This window comes from Klenkia terrae, assembly GCF_900491935.1.
GTDB classification, from domain to species: Bacteria; Actinomycetota; Actinomycetes; order Mycobacteriales; family Geodermatophilaceae; genus Klenkia; species Klenkia terrae.
Genome location: NZ_UEXK01000004.1, coordinates 2,937,324 through 2,958,389, shown reverse-complemented (window position 1 = coordinate 2,958,389; position 21,066 = coordinate 2,937,324). Strand labels below are relative to the sequence as shown.

General features: G+C 76.8%; 21 protein-coding genes. 10 read left to right on the top strand and 11 right to left on the bottom strand.

Annotated features, from left to right (window positions below):
* Window positions 1–127: 127 nt before the first annotated feature.
* Complete coding sequence (locus LFA75_RS14880; RefSeq protein ID WP_225234398.1) at window positions 128–2,707, top strand: DEAD/DEAH box helicase; 2,580 nt, start codon at window positions 128–130, stop codon at window positions 2,705–2,707.
* A gap of 8 nt (window positions 2,708–2,715) precedes the next feature.
* Here LFA75_RS14880 and LFA75_RS14875 read toward each other — a convergent pair whose 3' ends face one another.
* The 7 genes from LFA75_RS14875 to ssd form a co-directional block, all read right to left on the bottom strand.
* Complete coding sequence (locus LFA75_RS14875; RefSeq protein ID WP_225234397.1) at window positions 2,716–3,084, bottom strand: Rv3654c family TadE-like protein; 369 nt, start codon at window positions 3,082–3,084, stop codon at window positions 2,716–2,718.
* On the bottom strand, window positions 3,081–3,440 hold the full coding sequence (locus tag LFA75_RS14870) for a TadE family type IV pilus minor pilin (protein ID WP_225234396.1): 360 nt from the start codon (window positions 3,438–3,440) through the stop codon (window positions 3,081–3,083). Before LFA75_RS14870 ends, LFA75_RS14875 begins: the two co-directional genes overlap by 4 nt.
* A gap of 2 nt (window positions 3,441–3,442) precedes the next feature.
* The gene (locus LFA75_RS14865; RefSeq protein WP_225234395.1) at window positions 3,443–3,625 is read right to left on the bottom strand and encodes a DUF4244 domain-containing protein; all 183 of its coding nucleotides are present in this window, start codon (window positions 3,623–3,625) and stop codon (window positions 3,443–3,445) included.
* Window positions 3,626–3,766: 141 nt separating this feature from the next.
* On the bottom strand, window positions 3,767–4,474 hold the full coding sequence (locus LFA75_RS14860) for a type II secretion system F family protein (RefSeq protein ID WP_225234394.1): 708 nt from the start codon (window positions 4,472–4,474) through the stop codon (window positions 3,767–3,769).
* The gene (locus LFA75_RS14855) at window positions 4,471–5,235 is read right to left on the bottom strand and encodes a type II secretion system F family protein (protein WP_225234393.1); all 765 of its coding nucleotides are present in this window, start codon (window positions 5,233–5,235) and stop codon (window positions 4,471–4,473) included. The genes LFA75_RS14860 and LFA75_RS14855 overlap by 4 nt, the downstream gene beginning before the upstream one ends.
* A complete protein-coding gene (locus tag LFA75_RS14850; RefSeq protein ID WP_225234392.1) occupies window positions 5,232–6,365 on the bottom strand; it encodes a TadA family conjugal transfer-associated ATPase in 1,134 nt (377 codons plus the stop codon). The genes LFA75_RS14855 and LFA75_RS14850 overlap by 4 nt, the downstream gene beginning before the upstream one ends.
* Window positions 6,358–7,428, bottom strand: a complete 1,071-nt coding sequence (gene ssd / locus LFA75_RS14845; protein WP_225234391.1) for a septum site-determining protein Ssd — start codon at window positions 7,426–7,428, stop codon at window positions 6,358–6,360. The genes LFA75_RS14850 and ssd overlap by 8 nt, the downstream gene beginning before the upstream one ends.
* 126 nt (window positions 7,429–7,554) lie before the next feature.
* Here ssd and LFA75_RS14840 point away from each other — a divergent pair, with 126 nt between their 5' ends.
* Genes LFA75_RS14840 through LFA75_RS14820 form a run of 5 tightly spaced genes read left to right on the top strand, consistent with a single transcriptional unit; the run spans window position 7,555 to window position 11,975 of the window.
* The gene (locus LFA75_RS14840) at window positions 7,555–8,352 is read left to right on the top strand and encodes an HAD family hydrolase (protein ID WP_225234390.1); all 798 of its coding nucleotides are present in this window, start codon (window positions 7,555–7,557) and stop codon (window positions 8,350–8,352) included.
* Window positions 8,352–9,464 carry a MacS family sensor histidine kinase gene (gene macS / locus LFA75_RS14835; protein ID WP_225234389.1) on the top strand — a complete coding sequence of 371 codons (1,113 nt, stop codon included), beginning with the start codon at window positions 8,352–8,354 and terminating at the stop codon, window positions 9,462–9,464. The genes LFA75_RS14840 and macS overlap by 1 nt, the downstream gene beginning before the upstream one ends.
* Window positions 9,461–10,108: a response regulator gene (locus tag LFA75_RS14830; protein WP_225234388.1), complete on the top strand. Its 648-nt coding sequence runs from the start codon at window positions 9,461–9,463 to the stop codon at window positions 10,106–10,108. The genes macS and LFA75_RS14830 overlap by 4 nt, the downstream gene beginning before the upstream one ends.
* Before the next feature lie 29 nt (window positions 10,109–10,137).
* Entirely contained in the window at window positions 10,138–11,550 is a 1,413-nt protein-coding gene (argG, locus tag LFA75_RS14825; RefSeq protein ID WP_225234387.1) for an argininosuccinate synthase, read from the top strand.
* On the top strand, window positions 11,550–11,975 hold the full coding sequence (locus LFA75_RS14820) for a YkvA family protein (RefSeq protein ID WP_225234386.1): 426 nt from the start codon (window positions 11,550–11,552) through the stop codon (window positions 11,973–11,975). Before argG ends, LFA75_RS14820 begins: the two co-directional genes overlap by 1 nt.
* Here LFA75_RS14820 and LFA75_RS14815 read toward each other — a convergent pair.
* Window positions 11,953–12,987, bottom strand: coding sequence for an aldo/keto reductase (locus tag LFA75_RS14815; protein ID WP_225234385.1), 1,035 nt, complete (start codon window positions 12,985–12,987; stop codon window positions 11,953–11,955). The genes LFA75_RS14820 and LFA75_RS14815 overlap by 23 nt on opposite strands.
* Before the next feature lie 137 nt (window positions 12,988–13,124).
* Here LFA75_RS14815 and LFA75_RS14810 point away from each other — a divergent pair, with 137 nt between their 5' ends.
* Window positions 13,125–14,066: a DUF559 domain-containing protein gene (locus tag LFA75_RS14810; RefSeq protein WP_225234384.1), complete on the top strand. Its 942-nt coding sequence runs from the start codon at window positions 13,125–13,127 to the stop codon at window positions 14,064–14,066.
* Between the two features lie 56 nt (window positions 14,067–14,122).
* Here the strand turns inward: LFA75_RS14810 and LFA75_RS14805 are convergent, their stop codons facing one another.
* The gene (locus LFA75_RS14805; protein WP_225234383.1) at window positions 14,123–14,950 is read right to left on the bottom strand and encodes a Fic family protein; all 828 of its coding nucleotides are present in this window, start codon (window positions 14,948–14,950) and stop codon (window positions 14,123–14,125) included.
* 36 nt (window positions 14,951–14,986) lie between these two features.
* Between LFA75_RS14805 and LFA75_RS14800 the strand changes: the two genes are divergently transcribed.
* Genes LFA75_RS14800 through LFA75_RS14790 form a run of 3 tightly spaced genes read left to right on the top strand, consistent with a single transcriptional unit; the run spans window position 14,987 to window position 16,790 of the window.
* The gene (locus LFA75_RS14800; protein WP_225234382.1) at window positions 14,987–15,523 is read left to right on the top strand and encodes a histidine phosphatase family protein; all 537 of its coding nucleotides are present in this window, start codon (window positions 14,987–14,989) and stop codon (window positions 15,521–15,523) included.
* Window positions 15,520–16,041: a bifunctional adenosylcobinamide kinase/adenosylcobinamide-phosphate guanylyltransferase gene (locus tag LFA75_RS14795; RefSeq protein ID WP_225234381.1), complete on the top strand. Its 522-nt coding sequence runs from the start codon at window positions 15,520–15,522 to the stop codon at window positions 16,039–16,041. The genes LFA75_RS14800 and LFA75_RS14795 overlap by 4 nt, the downstream gene beginning before the upstream one ends.
* Window positions 16,038–16,790, top strand: a complete 753-nt coding sequence (locus LFA75_RS14790; protein WP_225234380.1) for an adenosylcobinamide-GDP ribazoletransferase — start codon at window positions 16,038–16,040, stop codon at window positions 16,788–16,790. The genes LFA75_RS14795 and LFA75_RS14790 overlap by 4 nt, the downstream gene beginning before the upstream one ends.
* A gap of 5 nt (window positions 16,791–16,795) precedes the next feature.
* Here LFA75_RS14790 and LFA75_RS14785 read toward each other — a convergent pair whose 3' ends face one another.
* A complete protein-coding gene (locus LFA75_RS14785) occupies window positions 16,796–17,377 on the bottom strand; it encodes a zinc-binding dehydrogenase (RefSeq protein WP_455428479.1) in 582 nt (193 codons plus the stop codon).
* 38 nt (window positions 17,378–17,415) lie between these two features.
* Window positions 17,416–21,030, bottom strand: coding sequence for a cobaltochelatase subunit CobN (gene cobN, locus LFA75_RS14780; protein ID WP_225234378.1), 3,615 nt, complete (start codon window positions 21,028–21,030; stop codon window positions 17,416–17,418).
* Window positions 21,031–21,066 lie beyond the last annotated feature (36 nt).

Below are 21,066 nucleotides of genomic sequence, written 5' to 3'. Positions count from 1 at the left end.
TGCGGGCCGGTGCCGGCAGGTTCGCCCGGGGGGACGACGGCGCGCGGCCCGTCGTCCACAGGACCGGTGGCCCTCCACAGATCCCGCTGGGCGGTGGCGGGTTGCCAGGGGGTGTGACAGTGGAGGGGTGACGTCGTCCGCCGCCGCGCCGCTCCCCCGGGACCTCCCGGGCGACGAGCTGCTCTCGGCGCTGCTGGCCGGCACCCCGGACGAAGACTCCCCGGTCACCCACGTGCACCGGCTGCCGGTGCGGGAGGCCGCGCACGACGGCTGGCCGGCCTGGACCCCGCCGGACCTGCGCGCGCGCCTGCTCGCCCGCGGCGTGCAGGAACCCTGGTCGCACCAGGTGGCCGCCGCCGAGCTGGCGCACGCCGGGCAGCACGTCGTCGTCGCCACCGGGACGGCGTCGGGCAAGTCGCTGGCCTACCAGCTGCCGGCACTCGCCGCGCTGGCCGAGGACCCGCGGGCCTGCGTGCTCTACCTGGCCCCGACCAAGGCACTGGCCCGCGACCAGCTCGCCGGGGTGGCCGCGCTGGCCCCGCCCGACGTCCGGCCGGCGGCCTACGACGGGGACACCCCCCAGGAGGAGCGCGACTGGGTCCGCCGGCACTCGCGCTGGATCGTGACCAACCCGGACATGGTCCACCGCGGGATCCTGCCCGGGCACCAGCGCTGGTCCTCCACGCTGCGCCGGGTCGCCTACGTCGTGGTCGACGAGTGCCACGCCTACCGCGGCGTCTTCGGCTCCCACGTCGGGCACGTGCTGCGCCGGCTGCAGCGGATCTGCCGGCGATACGGCGCCGAGCCGGTCTTCGTGCTGGCCTCGGCGACGGTGGCCGACCCGGCGCTGGCCGCCTCCCGCCTGGTGGGCGCCCCGGTGACCGCGGTGACCGAGGACGGCTCGCCGCGCCCGGGGGCCACGTTCGCGCTGTGGGAGCCGCCGCTGACGGAGAAGACCGGTGAGCACGGTGCGCCGCTGCGGCGGTCCGCGGCCGCCGACGCCGCCGGGCTGCTGGCCGACCTGGTGCAGCAGGGCGCCCGCACGCTGGCCTTCGTCCGGTCCCGCCGGTCGGCCGAGTCGGTGGCCGACCAGGCGCGGCGGATCCTGACCGACCGCGGCCGCGGCGACCTGGCCCGCCGGGTGGACTCCTACCGCGGTGGCTACCTGCCCGAGGAGCGCCGGGAGCTCGAGCGGTCGCTGTCGGCCGGGGAGCTGCTCGGGGTGGCGACGACGAACGCGCTCGAGCTGGGCATCGACATCGCCGGCCTGGACGCCGTCCTGCTCGCCGGCTACCCCGGCACCCTGGCCTCGCTGTGGCAGCAGGCCGGCCGGGCCGGGCGGGCGCAGCGGGAGTCGCTGGTGGTCTTCGTGGCCCGCGACGACCCGCTGGACCACTACCTCGCCCACCACCCGCAGGCGGTCTTCGGCCGGGCCATCGAGGCCACGGTCACCGACCCGTCCAACCCCTACGTGCTCGGGCCCCAGCTGTGCTGCGCGGCCGCCGAGCTGCCGCTGACCGAGGACGAGCTCGACGCGTTCGGCGGCCCCGCGGCGCTGGCCGCGCTGGAGGAGCTGGTCGCCGCCGGCCAGCTGCGCAGGCGACCCACCGGTTGGTACTGGGCCGGCCGGGGCCGGCCCGACGTCGACATCCGCGGCTCGGGGGCCGAGCCGGTCTCGATCGTCGAGGGCTCCACCGGGCGGCTGCTGGGCACCGTGGACGGCGACGCCGCGCACTCCGCGGTGCACACCGGCGCGCTGTACGTGCACCGCGGCGAGACCTACGTCGTCGACGAGCTCGACGTCGAGGACGCCTGCGCGGCGGTGCACCCGGAGAGCCCGGAGTGGACGACGGTCGCCCGGGACGTCACCGACCTGGCCATCGTCGACATCGCCACCACCCGCCGGCTGGGCACGGTCACCGCGCACACCGGCACCGTGGACGTGACGAACCAGGTGGTGGCCTACCAGCGCCGCCGGCTGGGCACCGGCGAGGTGCTGGCCGAGTTCCCGCTGGACCTGCCGGCCCGCCAGCTGCGCACCCGGGCGGTCTGGCTGACCCTCGACGAGCGGGCGATCGAGCGCTCCGACGTCTCCGACCGCGAGCTCCCGGGCGCCCTGCACGCCGCCGAGCACGCCGCGATCGGCATCCTCCCGCTGCTGGCCACCTGCGACCGGTGGGACCTGGGCGGGGTCTCGACCGCCCTGCACCCGGACACCGGGGCGGCCACGATCGTGGTCTACGACGGCCACCCCGGCGGGGCGGGCTTCGCCGAGCGCGGGCACGCCGTGCTCCGGCGCTGGCTGACCGCGACCCGCGCCACGGTGGCCACCTGCGAGTGCGAGTCGGGCTGCCCGTCGTGCGTGCAGTCGCCCAAGTGCGGCAACGGCAACGACCCGCTGGACAAGGCCGGCGCGGTGCGGGTGCTCGACGTCGTCCTGGACGAGCTCGCCGCGGCCGGCGACGTCGACCCGCCCGACGAGGAGGGCGACGACGAGCCGGACCCGCGCGGGCTGGGCGGGGCGTTCGCCCAGGCCCGCGGCGGCACCTCGAGCGCGCGCTCCCGGGCGCTGCGGCGCCGGGCCCAGCTGGGGGCCGCTCCCCCGGCCCGGGCGCTGCGGGGGCGCCCGCAGCCCAGCGCGGCCGACCCACCACCGCCCGCCGACGACCCGTTCGCCGAGCCCCCCGAGGACGACCTGGTCTTCTGACCGTGCGCTCACGGGTCGGCGCCCCACGGCACCGGGCCCGCCCGTGCCCGGCCCACGGCCTGCGTCACCCCGACCGGCCCGAGCCGGACCGGGACGGCGATCGCCACCTCGACCACCGCGTCCGGCCCGACGGTGCAGCCGGTCAGCTCGGCACCGTTGGCCCTGGCGACCGAGCTGCCGGTGGCGCAGGCCGCGAGGTCGCCCAGCACCGCCCGCCCGGCCACGGCCAGCGCGGTGAGGTCGGCCGCGGCCCCGGCCCGGTGCCGGGCGACCACGGCGGCGCCGACCAGCACGGTGGCCGCGCCGACCAGGGCCAGCACGGTCGCCAGCGCGACGGTCCACACCGTGGCCGACCCCCGCTCGCCCCCGGCCCTCACCCGGTGCCCGCCTCGACCAGCGCGGTGGCGCTCGCCGACACGGTGAGCCCCAGCGGCAGTGGGCCCAGCGGCTGCACCCGGGCGGAGACGGTCACGGTGACCCGGTCGCCGTGAGTGCCGGTGGTGACCACGGCGCCGTCCGGCCCGGCCCGGCCCGCGAGGTCGGCCACCGTGGCCGCGCTCTCCCCGCGGGCCGCGGCCCGGGCGCCCTCCCGCGCCGCGTCGACGCAGCGCAGCTGCGCACCGACCAGCACCACCGCGGCCACCGCCCCGGCGAGCACCAGCAGCAGCACCGGCAGCACCACCGCGGTCTCGGCGGTGACCATCCCGCGCTCCCGGGCCCGGTCGGTGCGCACCCTCAGGCCAGCGTCGCGAGCGCCTTGGCCACCAGGGCGCCCAGCCCGGCGACCACCGAGTCGCCGGTGACCACCTGGTAGAGGACGGCGGCGAACGCGCACGCCGCCACCGTCCCGACCGCGTACTCCGCGGTGCTCATCCCGTCCTCCGGGCCCGCCGTCAACCGCCGCCACAGCCTGCTCATGTCCTGCCTCCTCGACCGGCCCGGGCATCGGGCCACGTCACGACCCTCGGGCCGACCGGGGCTCCGCGGACCGGGCCGACGGCATCTGTGGACGGCGGCCCCGGGTGTGGACGACGGGCCGCACGACCGGCCGGGGTGTGCTCATCCCAGGACGTCCTCGGCGATGCCCAGCACCAGCGGCACGACGCCCAGGCACAGGAACGCCGGCAGGAAGCACAGCCCCAGCGGGGCCAGCACCCACACCCCGGCCCGCTGCACCGCCGCGGCCGTCGCCGACCGCTGGGCCACCCGGAGGTCGGCGGCCAGGGCCTGCAGCGCCGGCACCACCGACGACCCGGACTCCCCCGCCCGGACGACGACCCGGGCCAAGGCCGCCGCGTCGGCCGGCACGTCCCGCCACGCCGTCCTGGCCGGGGCGCCCAGCTGCAGCCGCGCCGCGACCCCGGCCAGCACCCGGCCCAGCGGACCACCGGCGGCGGCCCCCACCGCACCCAGGGCACCGGGCACCGGCGTGCCCGCCGCCAGGCAGACCGCCAGCAGGTCGCAGACCAGGGGCAGGTCGTCGCGGACCCGGGCGCCGTCGTCCGCACCGGTCGCCGCTCCCCGGCGGGCCCAGCGCGCCACGCCCACCGCGACCCCGACGGCCGCCAGCAGGGAGCCCGGCCCCACGCCGGCCACCCCGAGCACGACCGCCCCGGCCAGCGCCGCCAGCGCCCGGCGCCGCACCGGCCCCGCCGGCGCACCGGGGGCCGCCGCGACCACGCGGTCGGCCCGGGTGAGGCGGGCCGCCGGACCCGGCGCCCGCGGCCAGACCAGCAGCGCCGTCACGAGCAGCAGGAGGGCGCTCACGCCCGGGCCGCCCGCGCGGCCAGCCGGCCCGACCAGGCGATCCCGGCGGCCTCCAGGCCGACCCCCACCACGAGCAGGACCGTGCCGACCGGGGTCGTGGTGAGCACCCGCCAGGGATCGGCGCCGATGCCCGACCCCATCAGCAGGCCGAGCACCGGCAGCCCAGCCAGGACGGCGGCCGAGGCCCGCGGCCCCGACAGCGCCGCACCCAGCTCGGCGCGGGTGCGCAGCCCGGCGCGCAGGTCGTCCTCGGCCGCGGTGACGACGGCGGCCAGCGAGCAGCCCGTGCGCGCGCTGACCCGGGCCGCGGTGACCACCCGGCCCAGGGCGTCCCGGGCCTCCTCGGGCAGGTCGGCCGCCACCGACCCCGGCCCCAGCGCCGGGCCGAGCGCCGCGGCGGCTCCCGGGTGCGGGCAGCGCCCGACCGCGGTGCCGGTGGCGTCGGGCAGCGACCGGCCGGCCCGCAGCTCGGCGGCCAGCACGCCGAGCGCCTCGGCCAGCGCCTGCACCTGCTCCCGGGCGTCCCGGGCGCGGACCCGCCCGCGCCAGGCCCGCACGCCGGCGCCCGCACCGGCCGCAGCCAGCGCGGCCACCACCGGCGTGCTCAGCAGCGCCCCCGCCGCCCCGGCGACGACCACCGCGGCCGCGGCCAGCGGCACGTCCGGCCGGGCTCTCCCGGGATCCGGTCGCAACCGGGACAGCACCGCCCGGCGGGGCCAGCACAGGGCGGCGGCGGCCAGGCAGAGCAGCGCGCCGCTCACGGCACGCCGAGCAGCTCGGCCAGCTCGGCCGCGGCCGGTGCGACGCCGCCGTCGGCCCGCCAGCCCGGGACCACCCGCACCAGGTCGCCGTCCCGGGCGACCAGGCCGATCTCGTGCACCCGCCGACCGGTGGGCTCCCGGCGCAGGTGCACCACCACCGACAGCGCCGCGGCGGCCTGGCTGTGCACCGCGGCCCGGTCCAGACCGGCCGCGGTGCCCAGCGCCTCGAGCCGGGCCGGCACGTCGGTGGCCCGGTTGACGTGCAGCGTGCCGCAGCCGCCGTCGTGACCGGTGTTGAGCGCGGCCAGCAGGTCCACCACCTCGGCGCCGCGCACCTCGCCCACGACCAGCCGGTCCGGCCGCATCCGCAGCGCCTGCCGGACCAGGTCGCGCAGCCCGACGGCGCCGACGCCCTCCACGTTGGCCGGCCGGGTCAGCAGCCGGACCACGTGCGGGTGAGCCGGGTCGAGCTCGGCGGCGTCCTCGCACAGCAGCAGCCGCTCGGCCGGGTCGGCGGCCCCCAGCAACGCCGAGAGCAGCGTCGTCTTGCCGGTGCCGGTGCCGCCGGTGACCAGGAAGGCCACCCGGCGGCGCACCACGGCGGCCAGCAGCTCGGCCGACCGGCCGGGCAGGGAACCGGCCGCGGCCAGGTCGGGCAGCGCCAGCCGGGCCCGGCGCAGGACGCGCAGGGACAGGCAGGTGCCGCTGCCGGACACCGGGGGCAGCACCGCGTGCAGCCGGGTGCCGTCGGGCAGGCCGACGTCCACCCACGGCGCAGCGTCGTCCAGCCGCCGTCCGGCCGACCCGGCCAGCCGGACGGCGAGCCGGCGCACCGCCTCGTCGTCGGCGAACCGCACCGCCGTCCGCTCCAGGCCCGACCCCCGGTCCACCCAGACCTGGTCCGGCCCGACCACCAGCACGTCGGTGGTCCCCGGGGTGCGCAGCAACGGCTCCAGCACCCCGGCACCGGCGAACTCGTCGACCGCCGCCCGGACCGCGCTGAGCACGTCGCCGTCGCCGAGCAGACCGGCGCTCTCCTGCCGGACCAGGGCGGCGACCGTGGCCTGGTCGGGCCGCGCGGTCCCGGTGGCCAGCCGGGCCCGCACCCGGTCGACCAGCGGCTCAGGCACGGGCCACCGAGCCGGCACCCACCCGCGGGAGCAGCCGCCGGACCACCTGGCCCAGCGGCGTGCGTGCCCCGACCTGGGGCGGCTCGCCCCGCTCGGCGCGGGCCGGGGCGGAGCGGTCGTGCACCAGCTCGGCCACCACCGGCCGGCCCAGGGCGGTCGCCACCTCGGCGGCGCCCACCCCACCCGGTGTGGTGCGGGCGACCAGCGCGGCCCGGCCCCACACCGGGTCGCGCAGCAGCGTGCCGGCCGCGGCGAGCGCCCGCACCCGGCCCGGGACCACGAGCACCGCGAGGTCGGCGTCGGCGAGCACCTGCTCGGCCACCGCCGGGTCGGGCCGGTGCGGCAGGTCCACGACCACCGGGTGCCCGTCCGCCCGGGCCGCCTCGACCACCGCGGCCAGCGCGCCGGGCGGCACCGGCCCGGCCACCTCGCGGGACGGCGCCAGGACGTGCACGCCGTGGGTCCGCGGCAGCGAGGCCACCACGGCCGCGCCGTCGACCCGCCCGCGCAGGCCGGCCAGGTCCGGCCAGCGCAGGCCCTCGGCCCACTCGGCCCCCAGCAGCAGGTCCAGCCCGCCGCCGGCCGGGTCGGTGTCGACCAGCACGGTGGCCCGCTCGCCGGGCAGGCCCAGCGCCAGCGCGGTGGCCAGCGTGCTCGCCCCGGCGCCGCCGCACGCCCCGGAGACCACGACCAGCGCCCCGGGGTCGACCGGGTCCCGGACCGCCCGGGCCGCCCGCTCGACCAGCCAGCCCTCGTCCCGGGGCAGCACGACGACCCGCTCGGCGCCGACCGCCAGGGCCGCCTCGAAGCCCTCGCCGGTCAGCTCCTCCCGGCTGGCCACCACCACGCCGGGCCGGCGGGGCAGCGCCCGGACCGCGGCGGCCCCCAGGACGTCGGCGCCCAGCACCACCAGCGGGGCCGACCGGTGGGCCCGGCGCAGCGCAGCACCGCCGTGCGTGAGCTCCGGGGTGGTGCCGGCGGCGGCGAGCAGGTGCAGCAGCTCGTCGACCAGGCCGTCGTCGGCGCTGATGACCAGCGGATGGGGTTCGGTGCGTTCGTCCACCCCGGCAGTGAGCCCCCCGGACGGCGTCCGCGGGCGGCCCGGACGGGATCTGTGGACAACCCCTGCGGGTGTGGACGACGGCGCGCCGGACGTCGGCGGCGTCTGCTAGCCCTAGCCTCGTGCCCCATGAGCCCCGACGGACCCCGCAGCGCGGTGTTCTTCGACCTGGACAAGACCGTGATCGCCAAGTCGAGCACGCTGGCCTTCGGCCGGCCGTTCTTCCAGGGCGGGCTGATCAACCGCCGCGCGGTGCTCAAGGGCGCCTACGCGCAGTTCATGTTCTCCCTCGCCGGGGCGGACGCGGTGCAGATGGAGCGGATGCGCGCGCAGATCACCGCGATGTGCACCGGCTGGGACGTCGACGTGGTGCACGACATCGTCCGGGAGACCCTGCACACGATCGTCGACCCGCTGGTCTACGCCGAGGCCGTCGACCTGGTCGAGGCGCACAAGGCGGCCGGCCGGGAGGTCGTGATCGTCTCCAGCAGCGGGGCGGAGATGGTCGAGCCGATCGGCGAGATGCTCGGCGTCGACCGGGTGGTGGCCACCCGGATGGTCGTGGTGGACGGCCGCTACACCGGCGAGATCGAGTTCTACGCCTACGGGGAGGGCAAGGCGTCGGCGATGCGCGAGGTGGCCGCCGAGCGCGGCTACGACCTGGCCGACTGCCACGCCTACTCCGACTCGATCACCGACCTGCCGATGCTGACCGCGGTCGGCCACCCCACCGCGGTCAACCCGGACCGGGGACTGCGCCGGGCGGCGGCCGAGCGCGGCTGGCCGGTGCTGGAGTTCCGCCGTCCGGTCGCCCTGAGCTCGCGGACGACGCAGCGCGGCCAGGTGGTCACCGGGGCGGCCGTGGGCGTCGGCGCCGCCGTCGTCGGGCTGGCCTGGTTCGTGCGCCGGCGGGCCCTGCGCGCCTGATGGCCGGGGAGCTCCGGCAGCGCGACCTGCTCGCCCCGCTGTGGCGGGTCGTGGTCGCGTTCCGGCTGGTCGCGTGGGTGCTGGCCGTCGCCGGCTGGTTCCGGGAGCGCGACGACTACCCCGGGACGGCGGCCCCGGTCGCCGTGCTGGTCGCGATGGCGGTGTGGACCGCGGTGGTCACCGTCGCCTACAGCCGCGCCGCGGGCCGCCGCACCCGGGTGACCCTGCTCGACCTCGGGGTCACCGTGCTGGTTCTGGCCGCCACCGTGGCCACCCAGCCCGCCGGGGCGTTCGGCGAGGGCGCCCCCATCGTCACCTCGATCTGGGTGGCCGGGCCCGCGCTGGCCATGGCGCTGGCCCGCGGCCGGGACGGCGGCGTGGCCGGTGCCGTCGTCGTCTGGGCGGCGGTCACCTTCCTGCGCGGCTACGTCGGCGACCGCGAGGTCTTCAACCTGACGCTGCTGGTGCTCACCGCCGGGCTGCTGGGCTACGCGGCCACGATCACCCGGCGGGCCGAGCTCGCGCTGCGGGAGGCCGCCGCGGCGCAGGCCGCCGCGCAGGAGCGCGAACGGCTGGGCCGGGCGGTGCACGACGGCGTCCTGCAGGTGCTGGCCGCCGTCCGCCGCCGGGGCGTGGACCCGGAGCTGACCCGGCTGGCCGCCGAGCAGGAGGTCGCGCTGCGCGGGCTGCTGACCACCGGGCCCGAGGTCGCCGTCGGCACCGCCGACCTGGGCACCGCGCTGCGGCTGCTGGCCACCCCCGACGTCGACGTGGCCGGTCCCGCCGAGCCGGTCGAGCTGCCCGCGCACACCGCCGCCGAGCTGACCGCCGCGGTGCGGGAGGCCCTGGCCAACACCGCCGAGCACGCCGCCGGGGCGCACGCCTGGGTCTCGCTGGAGCCGGCCGACGACGAGGTGGTCGTGGTGGTCCGGGACGACGGCCCGGGCATCCCCGACGGACGGCTGCCCGCCGCCGCCGGCGAGGGGCACCACGGGGTCCGCTCCTCGATCTGCGGCAGGCTGGCCGACCTGGGCGGGTCCGCCGTCCTGCACACCGCGCCCGGCCAGGGCACCGAGTGGGAGCTCACGATCCCGAGGGGGACGCCGCGATGACGACCGTGATGGTGGTCGACGACCACCCGATGTGGCGCGAGGCCGTGGAGCGCGACCTCGCCGCCCGCGGCTTCGAGGTGGTCGCCACGGCCGGGGACGCCGGGTCCGCCGTCCGCCGCGCCCTGGCCGTCCGGCCCGACGTGGTGGTCATGGACCTGCAGCTGGGCACCGGGTCCGGGGTCGACGCCACCCGGGACGTCGTCGCCGCCCTGCCGGGCACCCGGGTGCTGGTGCTCTCGGCCAGCGCCGAGCAGGCGGACGTGCTGGAGGCGGTCAAGGCCGGCGCCTCGGGCTACCTGGTGAAGTCCGCCGGCGCCGACGAGCTGGCCGACGCGGTCACCCGGACGGCGGCCGGGGACGCGGTCTTCTCCGCCGGGCTGGCCGGGCTGCTGCTGGGTGAGTACCGGCGGCTGCAGGCCGGTCCCGACCCGGGCGCCCCGCAGCTGACCGAGCGGGAGACCGAGGTGCTCAAGCTGGTCAGCCGCGGGTTGTCGGCCAAGGCCATCGCCGAGCGGCTGGTGCTCTCGCACCGCACGGTGGAGAACCACGTGCAGAACACCCTGCGCAAGCTGCAGCTGCACAACCGGGTGGAGCTGACCCGGTACGCCATCGAGCACGGCCTCACCGACCCCGACTCTGCATGACCATGCGGCGGCATGCATAATCTCTAGTCGTGTCCAAGGTACTGACGTCCCTCCCCGTCGGCGAACGCGTCGGCATCGCCTTCTCCGGAGGTCTCGACACCTCCGTGGCGGTCGCCTGGATGCGCGACAAGGGCGCGGTGCCCTGCACGTACACCGCCGACATCGGCCAGTACGACGAGACCGACATCGGCTCGATCCCGGGCCGCGCGGCGCAGTACGGCGCCGAGCTGTCCCGGCTGGTGGACTGCCGGGCCGCCCTGGTCGAGGAGGGCCTCGCCGCCCTGACCTGCGGCGCGTTCCACATCCGCTCCGGCGGCCGGGCCTACTTCAACACCACGCCGCTGGGCCGCGCGGTCACCGGCACCCTGCTGGTGCGGGCCATGCTCGAGGACGGCGTCGGCATCTGGGGCGACGGCTCGACGTTCAAGGGCAACGACATCGAGCGGTTCTACCGGTACGGCCTGCTGGCCAACCCGAGCCTGCGGATCTACAAGCCGTGGCTGGACGCCGACTTCGTCACCGAGCTCGGCGGGCGCAAGGAGATGAGCGAGTGGCTGGTCGCCCACGACCTGCCCTACCGCGACTCCACCGAGAAGGCCTACTCGACCGACGCCAACATCTGGGGCGCCACCCACGAGGCCAAGTCCCTCGAGCACCTCGACGTCCCGCTGGAGGCCGTGCAGCCGATCATGGGCGTGCGGTTCTGGGACCCCGAGGTCGAGATCGCCACCGAGGACGTCACCATCGGCTTCGAGCAGGGCCGCCCGGTGAGCATCGACGGCGCCGGGTTCGACTCCGACGTCGACCTGGTGCTCGCCGCCAACGCGATCGGCGGCCGGCACGGCCTGGGGATGAGCGACCAGATCGAGAACCGGATCATCGAGGCCAAGAGCCGCGGGGTCTACGAGGCCCCGGGCATGGCGCTGCTGCACATCGCCTACGAGCGGCTGGTCAACGCCATCCACAACGAGGACACCCTGGAGACCTACCACCGCGAGGGCCGGCGGCTGGGTCGGCTGATGTACGAGGGCCGCTGGCTGGACCCGCAGGGCCTGATGCTGCGCGAGTCGCTGCAGCGCTGGGTCGGCGCGGCGGTCACCGGGTCGGTCACGCTGCGGCTCCGGCGCGGCGAGGACTGGACGATCCTCGACACCCAGGGACCCTCGTTCAGCTACCACCCCGACAAGCTGTCGATGGAGCGGACGACGGACTCCGCGTTCGGCCCGGTCGACCGGATCGGCCAGCTGACCATGCGCAACCTGGACATCGCCGACTCCCGGTCCAAGCTCGAGCAGTACGCCGCGATCGGCATGCTCGGCTCGCACGCGGACCTGGTCGGCGACCTGGAGGCCGGCGGCGCGAACGCCATCGCCTCCCGCGGCGAGGCCTCCGAGGAGGAGCAGATGCTCGACCGCGCCGCCATGGAGGTCGGCACCGACTGATGGCGTGGTGGCAGGTCCTGCTGGGCGTCGTCGCCGGGCTGGTGCTGCTCTACGCCGTCCTGCTCGGCCTGCTGTGGGGCTACGCCCGGCGGCACCCGGAGACGGTCACCGCCCGGGAGGCGCTGCGGCTGCTGCCCGACGTCGTCCGGCTGGTGAAGCGGTTGGCCGGCGACGGGTCGCTGCCCCGCGGGGTGCGGGTCGGCCTGGTCCTGCTGCTGGTCTACCTGGCGTCGCCGGTGGACCTGGTGCCCGACGTGCTGCCGGTCATCGGGTACGCCGACGACGCCGTGGTGGTGGCCCTGGTGCTGCGCGCGGTGGTGCGGCGGGCCGGGCCGGAGGCGCTGACCCGGCACTGGCCCGGCCCCCCCGCCGGCCTGGACCTGGTGCGCCGGCTGGCCGGGCTCAGCGCCGCAGGGCCTGCCTGACCTTGTCCACCAGCGGGCCGGCCTCGCTGCGGGCCCGGCCCAGCAACGGCCCGGCCTCCTCCTTCGCCCGGTCCAGCAGCGTGCCGACCGTGGCCTTGGGGTCGAAGGCCCGGGCCGCGGTGGTCAGCGCGGCCTGCTCGTCGGCGGCCAGCTCGAGGTCGGCGGCGGCCACGTTGAACTCCAGCTGCTCGACGCTGGAGGCGCCCGGGATCGCGATGACCCGGGGCAGCGAGAGGAGCCAGGCCAGCGCGACCTGGGCCGGCTCGACGCGGTGCGCGGCGGCCACCTCCCGCAGCAGCTCCAGGAGCGGCTCCACCCGGCGCAGGTTCTCGGTGCCGAAGAGCTTGTTCATCGCCCGGACGCCGCCGGGGCGGTTGTCCACGCCGTACTTGCCGCCGAGCAGGCCCTGGGCGAGCGGGCTGTAGGCGATCACCACCCGGTCCTCCGCCTCGGCGAAGGGCACCAGGTCCTCCAGCGGGCCGGCGGCGGCGAGGGAGAAGTCCACCTGGTTGCTGACCACGGGCCGGCCCAGCGCGGCGTCGGCGGCCCGCCAGCGCTCCAGGCTGTAGTTCGAGACGCCGACGGCGCCGATCCGGCCCTCGTCGAGCAGCGCGCCCATGCCCTTCATCGTCACGGTGTCGGGGACCACCGGGTTGGGCTGGTGCACCTGGTACAGCGGGATCCGCCGCACGCCGAGCCGCTGCGCGCTCCCCTGCCATGCCTTGCGGACCAGCTTCGGGAACGGCGCGACCGGGAGCACCTTCGAGGCCAGGACGACGTCGTCCCGGTCGGCACCCAGCGCCGCGCCGAGGATCCGCTCGCTCTTGCCCGGCCCGTAGACCTCGGCGGTGTCGAAGAGGGTGACGCCCAGCTCGAGGGCCCGCCGGACGATCGCGGTCGCGCCCGCGTCGGCGTAGTCGTCGCCGTAGCCCCACTCCCGGGAGCCGAACTGCCAGGTGCCCAACCCGATCCGGGAGACCGGACCGAGACCGTCGACGTCGAGGAAGCGCATGCCCCCAGTGTGGGCGGAGCGGCCGTCGAGTGCGGAGTGAGACCGCCCATCGCCGGGGATGACCGGCCTGGCTCCGCACTCGACGGCGCCTGTGGACAAGATCCACATCGGTGTCCGCCGTGCTGGAGCCTGCGAGCGTGTCCCGGCCGCCGCGCCCTGCGCCCGCCCTCGGCTCCCGGCCGTTCCGGGGGTCCGCCGCGGTGGCGGCGGGCACGCTCACCCGGCACCAGCTGGCCGGCCCGGGGTGGGTGCGGGTGTTCCCGGACGTCTACATCGCGGCCGGGGTGCCGCTCACCCACGAGCTCCGGGTGCGGGCCGCCCTGGTTCTGTTCCCCGACGCCGTGGTCTGCGGGCGCAGCGCTGCCCGACTGTGGGGCGTGGACGTCGACGGGCCCACCGGCGACCCCGACCGGGCCGATGTCGAGGTCGCGCGTCCACGGCGGGCACCCGACGCCGACGGCATCCGCCGCCCGGCTGGTCAGCAGCGCATCGCGGGCCTCGTCGTCCGCCGGCGCGCGGTGTTCGCCCAGGACGTCGGACGGCGGGACGGGGTGCGACTGACGCTCCCCACGGTCACCGCCCTCGACCTCGCTGCCGAGCTCCGCCACGACGACGCCGTGGTGGTCCTGGACCAGTTCTGCCAGCTCGGGCCCCGCGAGCACCGGACCGTCACCCTGGCCGACCTCGAGGACCGTGCCGGCACCCGCACGGGGCGTGGCTGCCGGCGGATCCGGGCCGCCCTGGCCGACGCCGACGGCCTGGCCGAGTCACCGCAGGAGACCCGGACGCGGTTGGTCCTCCACCGGTCCGCACTGCCCAGACCGATGGCTCAGCACCGGGTGCGCGACGCTCGCGGACGCGAGGTGGCCCGGGTGGACTTCGCCTGGCCGGCGCTGAGAGTGGCCCTGGAGTACGACGGCGAGGTCCACCTGACCCGGCTGGGCCCGGACCGGCAACGGATGAACCGCCTGCAAGCCGCAGGTTGGCGGGTGCTCTACGTGACGGCGGCCGACCTCCACCACCCCGAGCGCATCGTGGCGCTGGTGGCGGCAGCCCTTGCATCGTCGAGTGCGGACTGAGACCGCTCATCCACGCCGATGACCGGTCTGGCTCCGCACTCGGCGAGGCCTGGGGGCTACCCGCGGAGGAGGGACTCGCAGATGGCCAGGCCCTCGACGGCGCCCAGCTCGGTGGCCCGGCAGCAGTGCGCCAGCCAGCCGGCGACGCCCTCGGCGGTGCCGCTGCGGTAGCCGGCCAGGGCCTCGGCGTACGCATCAGCCCCCAGCTCGGCGAAGCCCACCTCGGGCACGGAGACGGCCTTGGGGTCCAGGCCGCGGGCGATGCCGGTCAGCCGGCCGGCGGCCCGGGCCACCACCCCGCTGCCCACGGCGAAGGGCTCGACCGCGGCCAGTTCGCCGTGCACGACCGCGGCGATCAGCACGGCCGGGGCGGTCGTCGCCCCGGTGATCAGCCCGAACACCCCGCCCAGCCGGCCGCTGGACTGCGGCGCGGGCCGGCCCAGCTCGGCGCTGGGCACCAGGTCGGCGGCGGCGAGCACGTGCATGCGGGCCAGCACCTGGCCCGGCGCGCGGTCCCAGGTGTCGACCATCGAGCCCAGCGCGACCGAGACCCGCAGCGCGCCCTGCAGGGTCGGCTCGCTGACGTCGCCGGTGCGCACCTGGGCCAGCGGGACGTCGACGCCCTCCAGCGACGCCGAGGCGCGGGCGCCGCGCAGCGCGGACTCCGAGCTCACGCCGGCGGACTCCCGGCGCAGCACCTTGTGGCCGAGCAGCCGGTCGACCGCGGTGCGGGCCGCGTCGGCCGCGTCGCGTACGCCGGGCAGGTCCAGCAGCGGGGCCAGCGGGTCCGGACCGGCCGGCCGGGTCGGCCGCGGGGCCGCGCGGCGGGCACCCAGGCCTGCCGCGCCGGGGCCGTCCGTCGGGGGCCGCAGGGGGATCGTCACGCCTCGACGGTAACCGCGCACCTAGGCTCCCCCTCGATGACCACGCTCCTGCTCGTCCGGCACGGACAGAGCACCTGGAACGCCGCCGGCCTCATGCAGGGCCAGACGGCGCACGTGCCGTTGACCGAGCTCGGCCACGAGCAGGCCCGCGGCGCGGCCACCGAGCTCAAGGGCCTGCGCCCCGGCGCGATGGTGGCCAGCGACCTGCACCGGGCCGTGCAGACCGCCGAGCACTGCATGGCCGCCACCGGACGCCGCTTCACCACCACCCCGGCGCTGCGCGAGCAGGGGTACGGCGTCCTGGAGGGCCGGCCCTCCCGCGAGCTGTGGGACCTCGTGGACTGGACCGACGTGCACTGGTCCGCCGACGGCGGGGAGTCCCTGGCGCAGCTGCACGCCCGGGTGGCGACCTACCTGGACGGCCTGCGGGCGGCCCCGCCGGCCGAGGTGGTCGCGCTGGTCACCCACGGCGACACCATCCGCGCCGCCCAGGCCGTGCTCGCCGGCGACGGCCCCGAGGCGATGCCCGCGGTCACCCCGCACAACGGCTCGATCACCCGGCTCGAGCTGTGAGCCGCGCCCTCGTCCTCGGCGGCTCGCGGTCGGGCAAGTCCGCGCACGCCGAGTCGCTGCTCGAGGGCCGGGACGACGTCACCTACCTGGCCACCACCGACCCCCGACCCGGGGACGCCGACTGGGCCGCCCGGATCGCCGCGCACCGCGCCCGCCGGCCGGCCGCGTGGACGACGAAGGAGACCACCAACCCCGGCGAGCTGGTGCTCCCGGGCACCTACCTGGTCGACTCGATCACCACCTGGGTCACCGCGATGATGGACGCCAGCGGGGTCTGGGACGGCGGCCAGCGGGCCGCCGACCGCCTGTCCCGGCGGGTCGACGAGCTGCTCGAGGCCTGGGTGATGACCCCGGCGCACGTCGTGGCCGTCAGCGACGAGGTCGGGCTGGGCGTCATCCCCGAGACGTCGTCGGGCCGGCTGTTCCGGGACACCCTCGGCACGGTGAACCAGCGGCTGGCCGCCACCGCCGACGAGGTGTTCTTCGTCGTCGCAGGACTCCCCCAGCGCCTGCGGTGAGCGGGGTGTGGGCCGCCTTCGGGTGGCTGACGGTCTTCCGCGTGCCCGGGTCGGCGAGCGCGCGCGGCGTGCTGCCGTGGGCGCCGCTGGTCGGCCTGGTCCTCGGCGCCCTGGCCGCGCTGGTCGGCTGGCTGGCCGCCCGTTCCGCCTCCCCCCTGGTCGGCGCGGTGCTGGCGGTCGCGCTGCTGGCCTGGCTGACCCGCGGGCTGCACCTGGACGGGCTGGCCGACACCGCCGACGGCCTGGGTCCGCTGCGCGGGCGGGAGCGGGCGCTGGAGGTGATGCGGTCGGGCGACGTCGGCCCGTTCGGGGTCGCCACCCTGGTGCTGGCCCTCCTGCTGCAGGTCGCCTGCCTGGCCCAGCTGCTCTCCCTGGACGGCGGATGGCTCGCGCCGGTGACGGCGGTGGTCGCCGCCCGGCTGGCGATGTCCCGCTGCGGCCTGCCCGGGGTGCCCACCGCGGCCGGCTCCTCGCTGGGCGCCGCGGTCGCCGGCACCGTCTCCCGCGCCTGGCTGGCCGCCTGCGCGGTGGTCGTCGTCCTGCTGGTGCTGGGCACCGCGCTGTGGCTGGGCGACCTCGGGCAGGGCGGCCGGCTGGTGGCCGCCGCCGCGCTCGGCCTGGCCGCCGGCGAGCTGCTGCACCGCCGGGCCCGGGCCCGGCTGGGCGGGGTCAACGGCGACGTCATGGGCGCCGCCGGCGAGGTCACCGCCACGGCCACCCTCCTGGCCGCGGCGGTGCTCCTGGGCTGACCGGCTCAGGACAGCGCCGAGGTGTCCAGCACGAAGCGGTGCCGGACGTCGCCGACGGCCAGCCGGTCGAGTGCCTCCTGCACCCGGGCGGCAGGCAGCACCTCGACGTCGGCGGTCACCCCGTGCTCGGCGCAGAACGCCAGCATCTCCCGGGTCGACGGCAGGCCGGCGCTGCCCGAGGAGGTCAGCTTCTTCCGGCCGACCAGCAGGTCCATGATCTGCACGGTGACCGGGCCGAGGTCGCCCAGCGAGCACAGCACGCCGTCGACGGCGACCGTGCGCAGCAGCGGACCCAGGTCGTGCGGCACCGCCACGGTGTCCACCACCAGGTCGAAGGTGTCGGCCACCGCGGCCATCGCCGCCTCGTCCGTGCTGACCACCAGCGCGGTCGCGCCCAGCGCACGGGCGTCGTCGGCCTTGTCCGCGCTCCGGCTGAGCACGGTCACCTCGGCGCCCAGCGCGGCGGCGAACTTGACCGCCAGGTGACCCAGCCCGCCCAGCCCGANCCCCGCCGAGAGGACCCCGTGAACCGCCGCTCCGCCCTGCTCGCCCTGCCCGTCGTCGGAGCCGCAGCCGGCCAGCAGCACGGCGACGACGGGCAGGGCGAGCAGGGCGGAGCGGCGGTTCACGGGGTCCTCTCGGCGGGGGTGCGGGGTCCGGCTTCGAGGTCGCCCTCGGTCTCCAGGTAGACCTGCTTGAGCTCGGCGAGCAGCTGCGGGTCCGGCTGCGCCCACAGCTCGCGGTCGGCCGCCTCGAGCAGCCGCTCGGCGATGCCGTGCAGCGCCCAGGGGTTGGACTCCTCCAGGAACGCCCGGTTCTCCGGGTCCAGCACGTAGCTCTGGGTCAGCTTCTCGTACATCCAGTCCGCGACGACGCCGGTGGTGGCGTCGTAGCCGAACAGGTAGTCCACCGTCGCGGCCATCTCGAAGGCGCCCTTGTAGCCGTGCCGGCGCATCGCCGCGATCCACTTGGGGTTGACCACCCGGGCGCGGAACACCCGGGAGGTCTCCTCGACCAGCGAGCGGGTGCGCACGTGCTCGGGCCGGGTGGAGTCGCCGATGTACGCCCGGGGCGAGCTGCCGGTCAGCGCGCGCACCGTGGCGACCATCCCGCCGTGGTACTGGAAGTAGTCGTCGGAGTCGGCGATGTCGTGCTCGCGGGTGTCGATGTTCTTGGCCGCGACCGCGATCCGCCGGTAGGAGGTCTCCATGTCCGGCCGCGCGGAGACGCCGTCGAGGTCCCGGCCGTAGGCGTAGCCGCCCCACACCGCGTAGACCTCGGCCAGGTCGGCGTCGGTGCGCCAGTCCCGGCTGTCGATCAGCGAGAGCAGGCCGGCCCCGTAGGCCCCGGGCTTGGACCCGAACACCCGGGTGGTGGCCCGGCGGCGGTCCCCGTGCTCGGCGACGTCGGCGTCGACGTGCTTGCGGACGAAGTTCTGCTCCGGGGACTCCTCCAGGCCCGCGGCCAGCGCGACGGCGTCGTCGAGCATGGTCACCACGTGCGGGAAGGCGTCCCGGAAGAACCCGGAGATGCGCACCACGACGTCGATCCGCGGTCGCTCCAGCTCGGCCAGCGGGATCGCCTCGAGCGTCGTCACCCGGCGGGAGGCCTCGTCCCAGACCGGCCGGACGCCGAGCAGCGCGAGCACCTGGGCGACGTCGTCCCCGCTGGTGCGCATCGCCGAGGTGCCCCACACCGACAGGCCGACCGAGGGCGGGTACTCCCCCGTCTCGGACAGGTAGCGCTCCAGCAGCGACTCGGCCAGGCCCTGCCCGGTCTCCCAGGCCAGCCGGGAGGGCACCGCGCGCGGGTCGACGGAGTAGAAGTTCCGGCCGGTCGGCAGCACGTTGACCAGCCCGCGCAGCGGGGAGCCCGAGGGCCCGGCCGGCACGTAGCCGCCGTCCAGGGCGTGCAGGGCCATGTCGATCTCGTCGGTGGTCTTCGCCAGCCGCGGCACGACCTCGTCGACGGCGAACTGCAGCACCCGCTCGACCTCGGCGTGCGGGGCGCCCAGCACGTCGACCACCAGCGGGGCGACGGCCGAGGACACCCAGCCGGCCTCCTCCATGCCGGTGACCAGCGCGAGCGCCCTGCCCTCGACCTCGTCGGTCTCGTGCAGCCCGGCCGAGCCGTCCTCGACCAGGCCCAGCGCCTCGCGCAGCCCCGGCATGGCGACCGAGCCGCCCCAGATCTGCCGGGCCCGCAGGATCGCCAGCACCAGTCCGACCCGGGCGTCGCCCTCGGGCGGGGAGCCGAACACGTGCAGCCCGTCGCGGATCTGGCTGTCCTTGATCGCGCACAGCCAGCCGTCGACGTTGAGGATCATCTCGTCGAACTCGGCGTCGTGCGGCCGGTCGTCCAGGCCCAGGTCGTGGTCGAGCTTGGCGGCCTGGATCAGCGTCCAGATCTGCTGCCGGACGGCGGGCAGCTTCGGCGGGTCCATCGCGGCGATGTTGGCGTGCTCGTCGAGCAGCTGCTCCAGCCGGGCGATGTCGCCGTAGGTGTCCGCGCGGGCCATCGGCGGCACCATGTGGTCGACCAGCACGGCGTGCGCGCGGCGCTTGGCCTGGCTGCCCTCGCCCGGGTCGTTGACCAGGAACGGGTAGACCATCGGCAGGTCGCCGAGCGCCGCGTCGGGCGCGCAGGCCGCCGACAGGCCCACGGTCTTGCCGGGCATCCACTCCAGGTTGCCGTGCTTGCCCACGTGCACGACCGCGTGCGCGCCGAAGGACGACCGCAGCCAGTGGTAGGCGGCGAGGTAGTGGTGGGACGGCGGCAGGTCCGGGTCGTGGTAGATCGCGATCGGGTTCTCCCCGAAGCCGCGCGGGGGCTGCACCATGACCACGACGTTCCCGGCGCGCAGCGCGGCGAAGACGATGCAGTCGTCGGTCGGGTCCACGAAGAGCTCACCGGGCGGCGGGCCCCAGTGCTCGACCATCCGGTCGGTCAGCTCGGCGGGCAGCGAGTCGAAGAAGGTGCGGTACTCGGCGGCCGGGATGCGCACCGGGTTGCCGGACAGCTGCTCCTGGGTGAGCCAGTCCGGGTCCTGGCCGCCGGCCTCGATGAGGGCGTGCACCAGCGCGTCGCCGTCCAGGTCGGCGACGCCGGGCAGCGACCCCTCGCCGTCGAACGGGCCGATGTCGTAGCCCTGCCCGGCCATCGCGGCCAGCAGCCGGACGACCGACGCCGGGGTGTCCAGGCCGACCGCGTTGCCGATCCGGGAGTGCTTGGTCGGGTAGGCCGACAGCATCACCACGATCTTCCGGTCGGCCGGGGCGGTGTGCCGCAGCCGGGCGTGCGCGACGGCGATGCCGGCGACCCGGGCCGAGCGCTCCAGGTCCGGGACGTAGGAGGTCAGGCCCTCGTCGTCGACCTCCTTGAAGGAGAACGGCACGGTGATGATCCGGCCGTCGAACTCCGGGATGGCGACCTGGTTGCCGACGTCCAGCGGGGACAGCCCGTCGTCGTTGGCCGCCCAGGTGGCCCGTGGGGTGCCCAGCACCAGGCCCTGGATGACCGGGATGTCCAGGCGGGCGAGCTCGCCGACGTCCCAGGCGCCGTCGTCCCCCCCGGCCTGCGCGGTGGCCGGGCGGGAGCCGCCGGCCGCGAGCACGGTGACCACCATGGCGTCGACGGTGCGCAGCACGTCGAGCATCTCCGGGGCCACCGACCGCAGCGAGGCGCAGTAGACCGGCACGGGCACGCCGCCGGCGGTCTCGACCGCCTCGCACAGCGTGTGCACGAAGGCGGTGTTCCCGGCCAGGTGGTGCGCCCGGTAGTACAGGACGGCGACCCGCGGGCCGGTCGCGGTGGACTCGCGCCCGAGCAGTCCCCAGTCCGGCGCGACGGCCGGGCGCTCGAAGCCCTCGCCGTCCAGCAGCACGGTGTCGGCCAGGAAGCGGTGCAGCTCGACGATGTTGTCCGGGCCGCCCTGCGCCAGGTAGGCGTGCGCGTCGGTGGCCACGCCCATCGGCACGGTGGACATGCCCATCAGCTCGGCGTCGGGCAGCTGCTCGCCGCCCAGGACGACGACCGGGACGCCGAGGCCCAGCAGCGGCGCGACCATGTCCTCGTACTTGCGCCGGGAGCCGAGGATCCGGACGACGACCAGGTCGGTGCCGGTGGCGAACTCGACCAGGTCGCCGACCCGGTAGGGGTTGCCCAGCTTCCAGTCGGAGTCGCTGGACCGGGCGGCCAGCAGGTCGGTGTCCGACGTGGAGAGCAGCGTGAAGGTGCGCATGGTGTGAGGCCTTCCCTCGGGGTCCGCGCCCCGGTT